Origin of the sequence: Thalassospira lohafexi (assembly GCF_002844275.1) — a bacterium.
GTDB lineage: Bacteria > Pseudomonadota > Alphaproteobacteria > Rhodospirillales > Thalassospiraceae > Thalassospira > Thalassospira lohafexi.
Genome location: NZ_NXGX01000005.1, coordinates 332,745 through 347,845 on the forward strand (window position 1 = coordinate 332,745; position 15,101 = coordinate 347,845).

The following is a 15,101-nucleotide window of genomic DNA, read 5'->3' on the forward strand; positions in this document are numbered from 1 at the left end:
GCATCGTGAGAGACTGACAAGTCGTGTTCAGGAAAATCCTAAATTCTTTGCCGTTCGGTAAGAAAAAGAACGGCGATTTCGACGAGGACATGGCCGATGATATGGCTGATGACCTCGACGATGGGATGAACGACGCCATGTCGGATGCGGATAACGCCGCATCCGACGGCGTTGACGAAGACGACCTTCTGTTCAGCGAATTGCCGATTGAAGTTCAGGTCAAGAAAATGCCAAAGCGCCCGAAATCGCGGCGCAGCTGGCTGTCTAAACTTCTGATCATCACACTTTTCATATTCCCCTTTGGGGCAACAGCCGTTGCCATGATCCCGGTTCTTGATCCTGAAACCGGATGGCGCCTGTTCCATCTTGGCGGTCCCAAGGCCACCGTTGCAGTGCCTGGATCCGAACGTGAACTTCAGGAAGAAATTTCGCGCGGCGTTCAGGATGTTCAGGATCGTGATCGCGCAGCCCAAGACGCAACCGCGCCGGACGGCACACCTGAAAACGGGCAAACTTCCGACGATATCGCCAATCAGCTCGAGGGGGTGTCTGATCTGATCGGCGCTCCCAATCAAGGTGGCACTACAGGCGACAGCACGCAGCCAACCCCCGAAGAACTCGCAGCCCTGATCGCAGAAGAAGGCGCAATTGACGATCCGATTGAACCTGATCCCTTGCGCCCAGCCCCTGTGCCTGGCCTTGACGAAGAAGGCAGCTTTGGCCGAATTCCACGGATTGGGGATGATGGGACCACCCCGTTTGACGCCTATAAACGTCCCTTTGAAACTGTCGAGAATCAGCCTTATGTCGCCATCATCCTGACCGGTGTGGGTTTGAATACAGCCCGTACAGAAGCTGCCATCAATGATCTGCCACTGAACATCTCTTTGGGGATTTCACCCTATGCCCGCGACATTGCCAAGGTCGCAATGGATGCACGCGCCATGGGCCATGAAGTCTTCTTGCAAGTGCCGATGGAACCCAATGATTTCCCGCTTTCCGATCCGGGACCGCGTGCGCTTCTGACCTCCTTGTCCGAGGGCGAAAATCTTGTACGGCTTGAATGGTTGCTGGCCCGGTTCCCGGGATACGCCGGACTTGTCAGCCATCAGGGATCAAAGTTTGGCAGCATGGATAGCGCCATCCGTCCGGTGCTTGAAATCATCACCCGGTCGGGTCTGATGTATGTCGAAGGATCCAACAGCGGCATCGCAAGCTATGGCGCGCAACTGGCCGCAAATGCCAGTTCGCCAAATGCCGTTGGCAACATCGTGATTGATGACGTTCCCAGCCGCCGCGAAATTGATGCTCGGTTAAATGAACTTGTTGAACTGGCCAAACGCAATGGTGCTGCCATTGGCTTTGCCCAATCCTATCCTGTGACCATTCAACGGCTTAAAAACTGGGCTTTCAGATTACGTCGGCAAGGCGTTGTTCTCGCGCCTGTAAGTGCTCTTGCAAACCGTCAGGTCACCGCCCAGTCCGCCGACGAAGCCGAAGCCGCAAGGCGTCAGGCAGAACAACTGGAAAACGAAGCTGCCGCCGCGCAAGAAAATGGCGACGAATCTGCCGAACCAACCAACACCATTGAAAACTAGCTGGAAAAAGTGCCAGTCTTGTCTGGTACTTCCGTAGTCAGGAGCCATCATGGCGCGCAAGACCAAAACCACCACCCCGGCAACCGACATGGATACCCCAATACCCAACACCCCAAAGGTTCAGGCCGAAGACCTGCCCTATCGCCCCTGTGTCGGCATTGCCCTTTTTAATGCCGACGGTCTGGTCTGGATGGGCAACCGGCTTGGATTTGAAGGGGCATGGCAACTGCCCCAAGGCGGGATTGATGACGGTGAAACTGCCCTTGATGCCGCCATGCGCGAACTTAAAGAAGAAATCGGCACCGATAAGGCTGAAGTCGTTGCTGAAACACCTGACTGGTTGACCTATGACCTGCCGGACCATTTGATCGGCAAGGCGTTCAAGGGTGCCTATCGCGGCCAAAAACAAAAATGGTTCGCCATGCGCTTTACCGGCAAAGACAAACACATCAAGATTGATGTGCCCAATCCGGAATTTGATGCGTGGCGCTGGACGGACTTTGTCACTTTGCCCGACCTGATTGTACCGTTCAAACGACCGGTTTATTTGCAAATTGCTGAGTCATTTCGTGATGTACCGCAAAGAATTCGTGAAATGAAGGGTCTATAACCCCACCATCGCGGCTTGATTGCGACGTGTTTTTCACCCAATTTCATGACATACAAAATACCAGTGGTTTAGAGGAGTTCCAACATGGGTACGGATCGGGTTATCTTTGGTGTTCTGACCATCGTGGTCGGCATTTTCGGCCTGTTTTATGCGTCGGGTTCGCAGGACGGCTATTCTTATTTTGTCGGTCTGGCCCTGTTTATTGGCGCTGTCTTGTTCATGTTCCACCTGATCAAAGGTTATTATGATCAGCTTGAAGAAGCCGACCACGCGTAATCAGCATACAAACCCTTGCAACTAACAGGTTTCAATCTGGGTCGATGCGCGTTAGGGATAGTCTATGAGCAATACACATTGGGATCCCGCCCGTTACGGTTTGTTTGGCAATGAACGCCAACGACCGGCCATCGACCTGATTGCCCGCTTACCCAAAGCGGTCGACGGATTTTCACCGCGTCACATCGTTGATCTGGGCTGCGGCCCGGGCAATGTCACCGCATTGCTGGCCGCGGCCTATCCGGGCACCGCAACCGATGACGTTAAAATTGTCGGTGTCGATTCATCTGATGAAATGATCGACACCGCCCAAAAGCGCGACGAAAACATCGACTGGCAAAAGAGTGATATCGCCAGTTGGGAACCAGAAGAGAAAGTCGACCTTCTGTTTTCCAATGCCGCCCTTCATTGGGTGCCTGACCATTCGAAACTGTTTCCACGTCTTTTAAGTTTCGTGCGCCCCGGTGGGTTGCTGGCCATTCAGGTCCCCAATAATTTCCTTGCTCCCAGCCACCAATTGATCGGCGAAGCCGGTCTTGATTGGCCCAAGGAAGTGGCCAAGGCCATGCATGCCGCACGCATCATGCGCCCCGGCGACTATTTTGATGCGATGGCACCGGAATGTGACGACATTGATCTTTGGCAAACCCAGTATTGCCATGTGCTGACCGGCGAGGACCCGGTGCACAACTGGGTCAGTTCAACCACACTGCGTCCGATAATGGCGGCTCTGCCCGATGATGAAGCCCGCGCAAAGTTTACTGAAAAATACAAGGCACGGCTGTCTCAGGTTTATCCCCCGCGCGATGATGGTCGCACCCTTTTTCCATTCAACCGGCTTTTCATGATTGTGCGCAAACGCCCGGCATAAATCCGACCATAACGCCCAACTTATGACAGGAACATTCCCATGGCTGACTTTCGCGAACATTTCGTCAAAGCTTGCGGCTATGAAATGCATGTCCGAAGCTGGGGCGATCCGTCCAAACGCCCCCTGATCATGAGCCACGGGCTTGCCCGTCTGGCAGATGATTTCGATCATGTCGCACCGCATTTTACCGATCAGTATTACGTGCTGTGCCCAACCATGATCGGACGGGGTTTTTCAAGCTGGGCAAAGAACCCCGATCAGGAATACACCGTCCCGTTTTATGTCGCCCAGACATTTGAGATGCTTGATCACTTCAATGTTGATACGTGCGACTGGATTGGCACATCAATGGGCGGGTTGATTGGCCTTTATGCCACCGCCGAAGTCGCCGGGCGCATTGAAAAGCTGGTTCTCAATGATATCGGCCCCGAACTGGATCAAGGTGCCGTTGACCGTATTAAATCCTACGTTGGTGCTGCACCGGAATTTGAAACAATCGACGAGGTCGAAAAGATCGTTCGGATGATCTATGCCCCATTCGGGGTCAAAGATGATGCAACCTGGTCGTTTTTGGCATCGCGTTCAGTTCGGCGTCTACCCAATGGTAATTTCATGATGCATTACGATCCCGAAGTCATGCGCGTCTTTGCCGAACATATTGATTCTTTTGATGCATGGGACGTTTTTGATGCGCTTCCCTGCCCCGTTATGCTGATCAGCGGTGAACAATCCGACCTGATACCGCGTCGCATCGTCGACAAGATGAAACAAAAAAAACCACAAATGCCGATTTTCGCAGTAGCGAACTGCGGGCACGCTCCCCATTTGAATGACAGAGCACAAATAAACGCAATCAGGGCATTTTTGACCGGCCAATCGCAATAGGCATTCCCAAACGAATGCCGCACCATACAAAACCCGGCCCAAAATAGCATGATGCCTGACTGTTCGCGAAACGTTGAGCCAAAATAATTAACGCCGCGAACAGACATCGTTGGTATGGGACCGACACCGATCTTGCCCAAGTTGGCCAGCGTACAGGCTTTGTCCTGAACCTCGCGTCGAATGTTGTGCTGTTTCTTACTGCTTGGGAACAAGCCGCATGACGAACCCGCATTTGTCGATCAACTGGCTGCTTGCAGCGCCGCTGGCCACCGTATTCGGATTTGGCCCGCTGGATGCTGCCTATGCGCAGTCAACGACGACATCAACCATGACAGATGCACCCTCGTCTTCATCATCCTACCTTGTGCCGGGTGGCAATCTCATGTCAGGCATTTTACCCCCGGCTGGCCATAACAGTTTAGGGCGCTATATCTCCGGCCGCACAACATATGGCATCCAAATAAGCCCCGATGACACCAACAACACTGATGATGCTGGGCAGGTCTGGCTTGAACTTAACGGGCAGACCACCGACAGAAACGGTATGAGTGCGCAAGTTGGCCTTGGCTATGCCCCAACCCCGGATGTCGGCATTGCCGTCGGACCCTTTGTCGACCTCAGCGGTTCAAGGGCGGATAATTTCGGTGCTTATGAAGCCGGAAGCTATGAGCATCAAACGCGCTCATCGCGTATTATGCTCTCGGATGGCAGCAGCGGCTTTGATGATGCCGGGTTTGCCGCATCCTTATCCTTCATGCCGCTTGAAGACATCTGGATCGGGCTGCACGGCAGCGTATCGCACAGCCTGACACCTTCCGAAACGCATCAGGGTACACTTGATGGTATTGATGCCATGCTTGGCCTGACCGCACGCTACCGGATCGAGTTTTGATCCATCTTTGCCGTTGTGTCTTTTGGCCGATCAACCATCAAATACCTTGTTGCGTCACCTTGCTGTCCTGTATGACTCTTGGCAGGAAACACAGGGACATATAAACGCGCATGAGCACTCCGCACCAGCCCGAACAAGTCATCCTTGGCGCACCATTTGACGCCTGCAATGCACTTGCTTCGGCCAAAAATGCCAATCTTTATCGCGCAGCCATGCGGCTTAGCCCGGAACGCCAGCGGTTCTTTTTGGCAAGTTACGCCTCCATGCGCGTGATTGACGATATTGTCGACGACGGTTTTCTCGAACTGCCAGACACCGAACGTCAACTCGACCGTGAAAACGTCCTTGCGACCCTTGATAACTGGCAAGCACAGATTGTTGCGTCCAAGGCTGACAAGCCCAATCCACTGCCCGAAACCGGCCCTCTTGATGAAAATGTCTATGACGCCTTGCGTCAAACACTGGGACGCAGCGATCTTGCAACCGATCCATGGATCGAACTTGCCGACGCCTTGCGCCGCGATATTGCCGAAGACCCGATGGATGAATGGGACGATTTCATTTCCTATTGCGAGGGGGCGACTGCCGCACCGGCATCGATTTTCGTTTATCTGCTGTCGGCACGGTATGATGAGGCAATTGGTTATACGTCGCCGCTGACGAACGCACCGCTGTATCATGCGCGCGACATGGCGATTTTCTGCTACATCATCCATATCCTGCGCGACCTTCCCGAAGACATCAAAGGCCCCGACCGCCTCGTCACCATCCCGTCCGAAGTTTTGATTGCTGCCGATATTACAATTGGCGAAATTCGCAATGCTATCGGTCAGGGCCGATATAGCGATCTTGACCTTCTGGGCTCGATCCTGATGGAACATGCTTGGGAACATTTTGAAACTGGTCAGGCCCGCTCTGGCGAATTGCTGTCCGTTCTTGATGCTGACGAAGCCGACACCCTGTCGCGCCTGTTTACGGTTTATATCGAACTGGGTGGGGCGATGATGGAAAATGGATATGCTGCGTTTCTGTCGGACCGCGACGAGATCATGCAAATCACAGCCCAAAGCAGCCTGCCGGACGTTAACGAACAATAAGACGGGCTTTTGGATCGAATTCACAAAGAGGCTCGACCTTCGAGCTAACCTCAATCATGATGTTTTTCGCCACAACTTAGCAAAATAACGGCCGCAACGAATTTGACTTTGCCAAACTCGTCCCAAATGTCGGAAACCAGACTAAAAGAGCCAAAATTCACGAAAAGACTTCCCTGCGGCCTCTCTCTCGTTCGCAAAAGAGGTTAATTGATGTTTCCGTTGCTAAAAAAGGTGGAATCCTGGATCCGCAACCAATGGGTCGATGCTGCTGTTGGCTTCATATTACTGTTCACCGCCCTGAATGATACCGGCGACACACTTTTTGATGATGTCATGTCTGGAAATGTTGGCACATCACATGGCGTGCTTGTTTTGGGGCTGGCCCACATCATTCGATCGGTCCCGCCAGTTTTGCGGAGCATCGGGCTCATTTTCTATCAAGAAAAAGCTGAGTGACCACGGCAACCAATCCGGAATGCTCCTGATCAGGCCTTTTGCGCCGACTTTGCTTCTGTCGAGCAATGCTGCACCACTTCGGGATGCAAAAGAAAACCCCGCCAAATTGGCGGGGTTTGTCATTGTAGCGTTCTGTGTGGTGCGACAGGGTTAACCGCGCAGGGCCGCAACACCCGGAAGAACCTTGCCTTCCAGCCACTCAAGGAAAGCACCGCCAGCCGTCGAGACATAGGAAAATGCCTGATCAGAATTGGCATGGCGCAGGGCTGCAACCGTATCACCACCGCCAGCAACCGAAAGAAGTTTGCCTTCCTTGGTCAGTTTGGCTGCATGCTGTGCAACCGAAACGGTTGCCGTGTCAAACGGGGTGATTTCAAACGCACCCAGAGGTCCGTTCCACACCAGCGTTTCGCACGATTCCAGACGCTTATTAAGGTCTTCAATCGTTTTTGGACCGGCATCAAGGATCATACCGTCATCCGCAACATCATTGATGTCAGAAACATCATGCGGCGCATTGGCGGCAAATTCCTTGGCCACCAGACCATCGACTGGCAACACAATCTCGCAATTGGCGGCTTCGGCCTTTTTGAAAATTTCGCGTGCTGTTTCAAGAAGATCATGCTCGCACAGCGATTTACCAACATTGACACCCTTGGCGGCCAGGAACGTATTGGCCATGCCACCACCAATGACAAGCTGATCCACCTTGGCAACCAGATTGCCCAAAAGATCAAGTTTGGTCGAAATCTTGGCACCACCAACAATCGCCATCACCGGATGTTTCGGCGCTTCAAGCGCCTCGCTCAATGCTTCGAGTTCGACCTGCATCAAACGACCTGCATAAGACGGCAACGCGCGTGCCAGTCCCTCGGTTGAAGCATGTGCACGGTGCGCGCATGAAAAGGCATCATTGACATAAATATCGCCAAGCTTGGCCAGTTCGGCGGCAAATGCCGGATCGTTTTTTTCTTCTTCTGCGTGATAGCGCAGATTTTCCAAAAGGGCGATCTCACCGTTTTCAAGGCTGTTCACAACACCTGCTGCCGTATCACCAATGCAATCATCGGCAAACTTCACAGGACGACCAAGCTGTTTGGCAAGTGCCTCTGCGACCGGTTTGAGCGACATTTCCGGTACACGTGCACCTTTCGGACGGCCAAAATGGGTAATCACAACCAATTTCGCACCGGCATCGGCCAGTTCGATCAGTCCGGGAACGGTTCGGTCGATACGGGTAGTATCCCCGACAACACCGTCTTTCATCGGGACGTTAAGATCAGCGCGCAGCAAAACGCGCTTGCCAGCGACATTGACACCGTCAAGCGTATTAAAGTCAGCCATTATCTGAACCTGCTTTTGAGTTTTACAAAAGACGGGATGGGGGATGTCCCGACATGGATTGGACCAAATCCTGATGCGCCCTGTTTTGCCCGATCAGCACAACCGACGCAAGGCCAGATGGGGTCCGTAAGAATACCTGTCAAAAAAAACCGGCCTTCACAATTCGTGTGGGCCGGTTATCGAAACCTGATCAGTGATGGGCCAAAAGCGACGCATGCACAAAGCCCGAAAAACTGGTCGCAACCGGCCCGGTCATCAAAACATGATCATCGGGCAGCCATTCGATGGTTAAATTGCCGCCATCCAGAATGATTTCGGTTTTGCGCCCGGTCAGTCCACGGCGTGCTGCGGCGACACCCGCTGCACAGGCACCTGTCCCGCACGCGCGTGTCACACCGACACCACGTTCCCAGACTCGCATGCGCAACTGGTTTTCACCAATGATGCTGCATACTTCGATGTTCGCCCGTTCCGGGAACATTTCATGATGCTCAAGAACCGGACCAAGCTTTTCAATATCAATCGCCTCGGCATCATCGACAAAGAAAACAGCGTGCGGATTACCAACATTTACCCCGACCGGGTCCGAAAGCGGCCCCAGCGACAGCGGAATATGGTTGCTATCAACCGCACTGCCCAACGGAATATCGCACCAGTCCAGTTTGACCTGTCCCATATCAACCGTGATCTGCCCATCTGCCAAACCATTGGCATCAAGCAACCCAACCACGGTTTCGATGATCACGTCTTTGCGGCCAAGTTCACCCATCACAATATTGGCAACACAACGCGCCGCATTGCCACAGGCCTCGACCTCGCCGCCGTCATTGTTGCGAATGCGCATAAACGCATCGGCCAACTCGTCACGGGCGGGCTCAATAACAATCAACTGATCACAGCCAACACCGGTTTTACGATCCGCGATACGGGCAGCGGTTGCGTGATCAAGATCGAGCACAGCGGGATCACGTCGTCCGTCAAAGACAACGAAATCATTTCCAAGACCATGCATTTTGACAAAAGGAATACCGTTCATACCTGCCTTATAATCATGATTTCACCCTGCGTCCACATGCGGCTTATCACGACATATAAGTGCCCCACCTGTTGGTCAGGCTGAGATTGCTGGCTTGAAAGGTGTCGCTGGTGCGCAATAGCGTACTTTGCGTGGTGTGAAACCGGCCGCCTTGAAATAATCGCGCTGGCGTTGGTCCATTTCACCAAGCGAGACATAAACATTCCCACATTGATGTTCCGCTGCCAATCGGGTCATGGCTTCGCGCATGGCATCGAGCACATAGGGCCGCGAAACAATTTCCACCGTCATCACATTATCAAGATGAAGAACACGACCATCGGCCATGTCATCATGCACCTGATAGGAAAACAGCCCGTGGATGTACCCACGCTCGTTGGCAACCACGATAATACCGCGCGACCGCAGCCAAAGAATGTCTTCGCATCCCTCGCCGGGCACGATCTCGGACGTGGGTGAACAACATTCGGCGACGAATTCACACCACCGATCAAACGTCAGATCAGCCTGCAACATCTGCACCAGCGGATACGTCATGTCGGCTGTGTGCGATGTAAGGGGACGTGCGTAATATGTTGCTGCCATGGCCCTAATCCTTGGGAATTTTCCCGATCATGGCGCAAATAATTCGGCCCAACCTTGATGTGCATCAACACCTTTGCCCGGCCAACCGCGCATAAACACTCTCAGCACTGAAGAGTCCTTAAAATATGCAGGCCCATATTTTCTTATGATTGAGTAGCAGGAAGGTTTTAAGCGCATACATTGATGCACATCAATGGCGTGACCATCACAATCCCGCATAATCGCTCAAGACTTAAGAAAACCTCGCCTGTGACGATGTCGCCCATCCGGGACGACACCGTATGGGTGGGGCTTTTGGTGCAGGGGAATGGCAGCTTGTAAGCAGCATGCCGTTCACCGGGACAGATTGGAACCGGCCAGCCAAAGGTTGACCAGTTCCCCGAATACCTTGAACGGGAGTCGAGCATGAGCCAGGGGAGCATGGCACAGACAGCACCATCATCTGCTGCTGTTAATTACAATATGGACGTTGTGCGCTGGGGCGCACTGGCGACCGTATTTTGGGGTGTGATTGGTTTTTTGGTGGGCGATGTTCTCGCCTGGCAATTGGCGTTTCCGGCCCTCAACTTCGATATAGAATATCTCAACTTCGGACGTTTGCGTCCGTTGCATACGTCTGCGGTGATTTTTGCCTTTGGCGGCAATGCGCTGTTGGCGACATCATTCTATGTGGTTCAGCGGACCTGCCGCGCCTCGCTTTATGGCGGAAAGGCGCTTCCGGCATTTGTATTCTGGGGATATCAGCTTTTTATCGTCATGGCGGCAATCGGCTATGTCACGGGCGTTACTCAGGGTCGTGAATATGCTGAACCAGAATGGTTTGTCGATCTTTGGCTGACCATCGTTTGGGTGTGCTATCTGGCAGTGTTTGTCGGCACGCTGCTCAAACGTCGCGAGCCGCATATTTATGTCGCGAACTGGTTCTATCTGGCATTCATCGTCACGATTGCGATGCTCCATCTGGGCAACAACCTTGCAATCCCGGTTTCGCTGTTTGGCACCAAATCCTATTCGATGTTTTCCGGCGTGCAGGATGCCTTGACCCAGTGGTGGTACGGCCATAATGCGGTTGGCTTCTTCCTGACGGCTGGCTTCCTTGGCATGATGTATTACTTCATCCCCAAACGTGCCGAACGTCCGGTCTATTCATACCGTCTGTCGATCATTCACTTCTGGGCGCTGATCTTCCTCTATATCTGGGCCGGTCCGCATCACTTGCATTACACCGCCCTTCCTGACTGGGCGCAGACCCTTGGCATGACCTTCTCGATCATGCTGTGGATGCCATCCTGGGGCGGGATGATCAACGGCCTGATGACTCTTTCAGGCGCCTGGGACAAACTGCGCACTGATCCGGTCTTGCGGTTCATGGTGGCGGCTGTTGGTTTCTATGGCATGTCGACCTTCGAAGGTCCGGTCATGTCGATCAAGGCGGTTAACGGTCTTTCGCATTATACCGACTGGACCATTGGACACGTGCATTCCGGCGCACTTGGCTGGGTCGCATTCGTATCCTTCGGGGCGATCTATCATCTGATCCCGGTCCTTTGGAACCGTGAACGCCTTTATTCCATGCGTCTTGTGTCGCATCACTTCTGGCTCGGCACCATTGGCATCGTTCTTTACATCACCTCGATGTGGGTATCGGGGATCATGCAGGGTCTGATGTGGCGCGCTTACGATGAACTTGGTTTCCTTCAGTATTCCTTCATCGAAACGGTCGAGGCAATGCATCCCTACTACATCATTCGTGCAACCGGTGGGCTGCTGTTCCTGCTCGGCTCGTTCCTGATGGTCTGGAACGTTTACAAAACGATCCGCGGCGATCTGCGCAACGAAGCACCGATTGGCACACCCGCAACCGTTGCGGCCGAATAAGGGGGACGAAACATGCTTCTTAAGAAACACCATATTGTTGAAAAGAACGTCTTCGTTCTGATCCTTGGCATTTTCCTGACCATCATCATTGGCGGCATTGTCGAAATTGTGCCGCTGTTTACGATGGAACAGACCATTGAAAAGGTCGAAGGGGTGCGCCCCTATTCGCCTCTCGAACAGGCGGGTCGCAACATCTATCTCCGCGAAGGGTGCTATAATTGCCATTCCCAGCAGATCCGTCCGTTCCGTGACGAGGTCGAACGCTATGGCCATTACAGCCTTGCGGCCGAATCGATGTATGACCATCCGTTCCAGTGGGGGTCAAAACGAACCGGTCCCGATCTGGCACGTGTTGGCGCGAAATATTCCAATGCCTGGCATGTTGCCCATATGACCGATCCGCGTTCTGTGGTTCCGGAATCTATCATGCCGGGCTACCCGTTCCTTGCGAACCGTGCTTTGGACTTCGATGACGCCAAGGCGCATCTCGAAACGCTCAAAATGGTTGGGGTTCCCTATACCGACGAGATGATCGAGGCCGCCAAGGCAGACCTTTACCTGCAAGCAAGCGAGGACGCCGCCTATGACGACGATTTCCTTGCACGCTATCCGAAGGCGGCGACGGGTGATTTTGACGGCAATCCGCAAAAACTGACCGAGATGGATGCACTGATTGCGTATCTGCAGGTGTTGGGCCGGATGGTCGACTTTACCACTTACAACCCGCAAATGAACCTGCGCTAGGAGGAGGGAAAGTCATGGAATTCTTTACGCAACTTGCTGACTTTTTCCGCCCTCTCTGGGGTTTGTGGCTGATGCTGCTGTTTAGCGCGATTATTGCCTGGGTCATGTGGCCAAGCAAAAAACGCAACAAAGACATGGAAGCGCATGCCCAGATTCCCTTGCGGGATCAGGATTAAGGGGAGAACAAAGCAATGCCGACAAACGTCGAAAAAGACCAAGTATCCGGGCGTGAAACAACCGGCCACGAATGGGATGGCATCAAGGAGCTGAATACGCCCCTGCCATCCTGGTGGGTTTACGTTTTCTGGGTCACCATCATCTGGTCTGTTGGCTATTGGGTTGTTTACCCATCATGGCCAACCGCGACCGACTATCTCAAGGGGACGTTTGGCACGACCAACCGCACCCAACTGCACGAAACCATGGCCAATGTTGCCGCCGAACGCGCCCCTTACATGGAACGTCTGGCTGCACTTGATGTCAGTGAAGTTGTCAACGATCCGGAACTTCTGAATTTCTCGATGGCCGGGGGCAAGGCGATCTTTGCTGATAACTGTGCGCCCTGTCATGGTACGGGTGGATCGGGCAATCCCGGTTTCCCGTCGCTTCAGGATGATGCATGGCTTTGGGGCGGTTCGCTTGATGCGATCAATGAAACGCTTCATGTCGGCATTCGCTGGGATGCAAACGAAGATACCCGCCTTAACGACATGCCTGCCTTTGGCCGTGATGGATTGCTTGAACGCGAAGACATCAGCGATGTCGTGCAGTTTGTCATGGGCTATTCCAATCGGGCGACCGACGGGGATGCCGCCCAGCGTGGCGCGATTGTTTTTGAAGAAAACTGTGCTGCCTGTCATGGCGACAACGGCAAAGGCATTCAGGAACTCGGCGCACCAAATCTGACCGATGCCATCTGGCTATATGGTGGCGATCAGGCAACGCTGACGGACACCGTGACAAATTCCAGGCGCGGTGTGATGCCTGCTTGGGGCGACCGACTGGACGAAGAAACCATCAAAATGCTGACCGTTTATGTCCACTCCCTTGGGGGTGGTCAGTAAGGCCCACGCAAATAGAAAGCCCGTCGCCCCGTCATATGAATGATCCTGTCAGCAATTGACATGCATCATGGTGACAGCGGCGGGCTTTTTGTACTTTCAGTCTAAGATTTGAATAATTCGAGCCTGCCCCACAAAGCTGTCAAACACATCAAATGTTTATGGCAGCGCCGCCGCAGAGCCCGGCTGGTGGTTCCACCACAGAGAGCAGTCGAAGTTGTGCGGCGTAAAATTCAGGTAGCGAACATGGCCATGTCCGATTTGCAGCATCCCGACCCCAACATGATCGCCACCGACGGTGAAGATGATCGTGACCAACCGCTTTATAAAACCCGCGACAAGGTCTACCCCAAACGTGTTTCCGGGTATTTCCGAAACCTCAAATGGTTTGCCCTGATTGCCCTTTTGGCAATCTACTGGGTTGTACCGTGGCTGCGCTGGGATCGCGGGCCAACCGCCCCCGATCAGGCGGTTTTGATCGATATGGATCTGGGGCGCGCTTATTTCTTCTTTATCGAGATCTGGCCCCAGGAAGTCTATTACATCACCGGGCTTTTGATCCTGGCCGCCATCGGACTGTTTTTGGCAACGTCACTGTTTGGTCGCATCTGGTGTGGCTATGGCTGCCCGCAAACTGTGTGGACCGATCTTTTCATGCTGGTCGAACGCCATATCCAAGGCGACCGCAATGCGCGTGTGCGTCTTGATAAATCAAAATGGACATTGGAAAAAATCTGGAAAATCGGCGCCACGCATTTGGCCTGGATCGGCATTGCCATGGCAACCGGCGGCGCGTTTGTATTGTATTTCAACGATGCGCCAACGGTTGTCGTCGATGTATTCACCGGCTATGCGTCTCTTGCGGTTTATGTCACCATCGCATCACTAACCTTTTCAACCTATCTTCTCGCCGGATGGGGCCGTGAGCAGGTCTGCACCTATATGTGCCCGTGGCCGCGGTTCCAGTCTGCGATGCTTGATGATGAAAGCCTGATCGTCACCTACGAAGACTGGCGCGGCGAAACACGCGGCCCGATCAAGCGCAAAAACCTTGTGCGCGGCGAAGTCCCCGAAACCGGGCACTGCATTGATTGTCATGCCTGTGTCAATGTCTGCCCGACCGGAATTGATATTCGTGATGGCCTGCAGATGGAATGCATTGGCTGCGGGCTGTGCATCGATGCCTGTAACGAGATGATGGACAAGGTCGGCTTCCCGCGCGATCTGGTCCGGTTTGACTCGATCCAAAACACCCAGCTTCGCGCCATGGGCAAAGCCACCCATACACGCATCATTCGCCCACGCACGATTTTCTATGCCGTCATTCTGACCCTTGTGGCATCGGTGATGATGTTTGGCTTGCTCAATCGTTCTGTCCTTGAACTGAATGTCTTGCGCGATCGCAACCCGCTGTTTGTTCGTCTGTCAGACGGGGACGTACGCAACGGTTACACGATCAAGGTCCTGAACAAGGAACAGGCAACAAAAACCTATGCCCTGACGGTCACTGGCATCACCCCGACACAAATGCAGGTCATCGGACTTGAACCCAATCAGGACGGTAGTTTTGATCTTGATGTGGCACCCGACCGGGTGGGTAGTTTCCGCGTCTTTGTTTCCGCCGCCCCCGATAGTCTGGACGGTGATGCAACCCCGTTTGAATTCAAAGTCACCGACCGAAAAGATGCCAATTCCATAACCTATGATACAGTATTTGCCGGCCCAAAGACCGCGCATTAGTGACACACCGCGTTCTTGGGCACAGGAG

16 protein-coding genes are annotated in these 15,101 nt (G+C 53.4%); 13 read left to right on the forward strand and 3 right to left on the reverse strand.

The features are described 5' to 3' along the window. The first annotated feature begins 47 nt into the window (after positions 1-47). The 8 genes from COO92_RS14015 to COO92_RS14050 all read left to right on the forward strand — a co-directional run bounded on the left by COO92_RS14015 (position 48) and on the right by COO92_RS14050 (position 6,685). On the forward strand, positions 48-1,598 hold the full coding sequence (locus COO92_RS14015; RefSeq protein ID WP_101303078.1) for a divergent polysaccharide deacetylase family protein: 1,551 nt from the start codon (positions 48-50) through the stop codon (positions 1,596-1,598). A 49-nt stretch (positions 1,599-1,647) separates the two neighbouring features. Next, the gene (locus COO92_RS14020) at positions 1,648-2,208 is read left to right on the forward strand and encodes an RNA pyrophosphohydrolase (RefSeq protein WP_412777376.1); all 561 of its coding nucleotides are present in this window, start codon (positions 1,648-1,650) and stop codon (positions 2,206-2,208) included. Between the two features lie 84 nt (positions 2,209-2,292). Next, the gene (locus tag COO92_RS14025) at positions 2,293-2,484 is read left to right on the forward strand and encodes a hypothetical protein (protein WP_101303080.1); all 192 of its coding nucleotides are present in this window, start codon (positions 2,293-2,295) and stop codon (positions 2,482-2,484) included. Between the two features lie 64 nt (positions 2,485-2,548). Further along, positions 2,549-3,355 (forward strand): methyltransferase domain-containing protein, encoded by an 807-nt coding sequence (locus COO92_RS14030; protein ID WP_101303082.1) that lies wholly within the window; start codon positions 2,549-2,551, stop codon positions 3,353-3,355. 39 nt (positions 3,356-3,394) lie between these two features. Next, positions 3,395-4,240 carry an alpha/beta fold hydrolase gene (locus tag COO92_RS14035; protein WP_101303084.1) on the forward strand — a complete coding sequence of 282 codons (846 nt, stop codon included), beginning with the start codon at positions 3,395-3,397 and terminating at the stop codon, positions 4,238-4,240. Positions 4,241-4,457: 217 nt separating this feature from the next. Beyond that, complete coding sequence (locus tag COO92_RS14040) at positions 4,458-5,132, forward strand: hypothetical protein (RefSeq protein ID WP_101303086.1); 675 nt, start codon at positions 4,458-4,460, stop codon at positions 5,130-5,132. Positions 5,133-5,242: 110 nt separating this feature from the next. Then, the gene (locus COO92_RS14045; RefSeq protein WP_101303088.1) at positions 5,243-6,229 is read left to right on the forward strand and encodes a squalene/phytoene synthase family protein; all 987 of its coding nucleotides are present in this window, start codon (positions 5,243-5,245) and stop codon (positions 6,227-6,229) included. A gap of 210 nt (positions 6,230-6,439) precedes the next feature. Continuing rightward, positions 6,440-6,685 carry a hypothetical protein gene (locus tag COO92_RS14050; RefSeq protein ID WP_101303089.1) on the forward strand — a complete coding sequence of 82 codons (246 nt, stop codon included), beginning with the start codon at positions 6,440-6,442 and terminating at the stop codon, positions 6,683-6,685. A gap of 150 nt (positions 6,686-6,835) precedes the next feature. On the opposite strand, the gene COO92_RS14055 is transcribed toward COO92_RS14050, so the two are convergent. The 3 genes from COO92_RS14055 to COO92_RS14065 all read right to left on the reverse strand — a co-directional run bounded on the left by COO92_RS14055 (position 6,836) and on the right by COO92_RS14065 (position 9,650). Continuing rightward, positions 6,836-8,029 (reverse strand): phosphoglycerate kinase, encoded by a 1,194-nt coding sequence (locus COO92_RS14055; RefSeq protein WP_101303091.1) that lies wholly within the window; start codon positions 8,027-8,029, stop codon positions 6,836-6,838. Between the two features lie 190 nt (positions 8,030-8,219). After that, positions 8,220-9,065 carry a diaminopimelate epimerase gene (dapF, locus tag COO92_RS14060; protein ID WP_101303093.1) on the reverse strand — a complete coding sequence of 282 codons (846 nt, stop codon included), beginning with the start codon at positions 9,063-9,065 and terminating at the stop codon, positions 8,220-8,222. 75 nt (positions 9,066-9,140) lie between these two features. Beyond that, entirely contained in the window at positions 9,141-9,650 is a 510-nt protein-coding gene (locus COO92_RS14065; protein WP_240626441.1) for a hypothetical protein, read from the reverse strand. A gap of 420 nt (positions 9,651-10,070) precedes the next feature. Between COO92_RS14065 and ccoN the strand changes: the two genes are divergently transcribed. The 5 genes from ccoN to ccoG all read left to right on the forward strand — a co-directional run bounded on the left by ccoN (position 10,071) and on the right by ccoG (position 15,073). Next, positions 10,071-11,528: a cytochrome-c oxidase, cbb3-type subunit I gene (ccoN, locus tag COO92_RS14070; RefSeq protein ID WP_101303095.1), complete on the forward strand. Its 1,458-nt coding sequence runs from the start codon at positions 10,071-10,073 to the stop codon at positions 11,526-11,528. A 12-nt stretch (positions 11,529-11,540) separates the two neighbouring features. Beyond that, a complete protein-coding gene (gene ccoO / locus COO92_RS14075; protein WP_101303097.1) occupies positions 11,541-12,272 on the forward strand; it encodes a cytochrome-c oxidase, cbb3-type subunit II in 732 nt (243 codons plus the stop codon). A gap of 14 nt (positions 12,273-12,286) precedes the next feature. Next, a complete protein-coding gene (locus COO92_RS14080) occupies positions 12,287-12,448 on the forward strand; it encodes a cbb3-type cytochrome c oxidase subunit 3 (protein WP_022731641.1) in 162 nt (53 codons plus the stop codon). A 15-nt stretch (positions 12,449-12,463) separates the two neighbouring features. Further along, the gene (ccoP, locus tag COO92_RS14085) at positions 12,464-13,336 is read left to right on the forward strand and encodes a cytochrome-c oxidase, cbb3-type subunit III (RefSeq protein ID WP_101303099.1); all 873 of its coding nucleotides are present in this window, start codon (positions 12,464-12,466) and stop codon (positions 13,334-13,336) included. 243 nt (positions 13,337-13,579) lie between these two features. After that, positions 13,580-15,073, forward strand: coding sequence for a cytochrome c oxidase accessory protein CcoG (gene ccoG / locus COO92_RS14090; protein WP_101303101.1), 1,494 nt, complete (start codon positions 13,580-13,582; stop codon positions 15,071-15,073). Positions 15,074-15,101 lie beyond the last annotated feature (28 nt).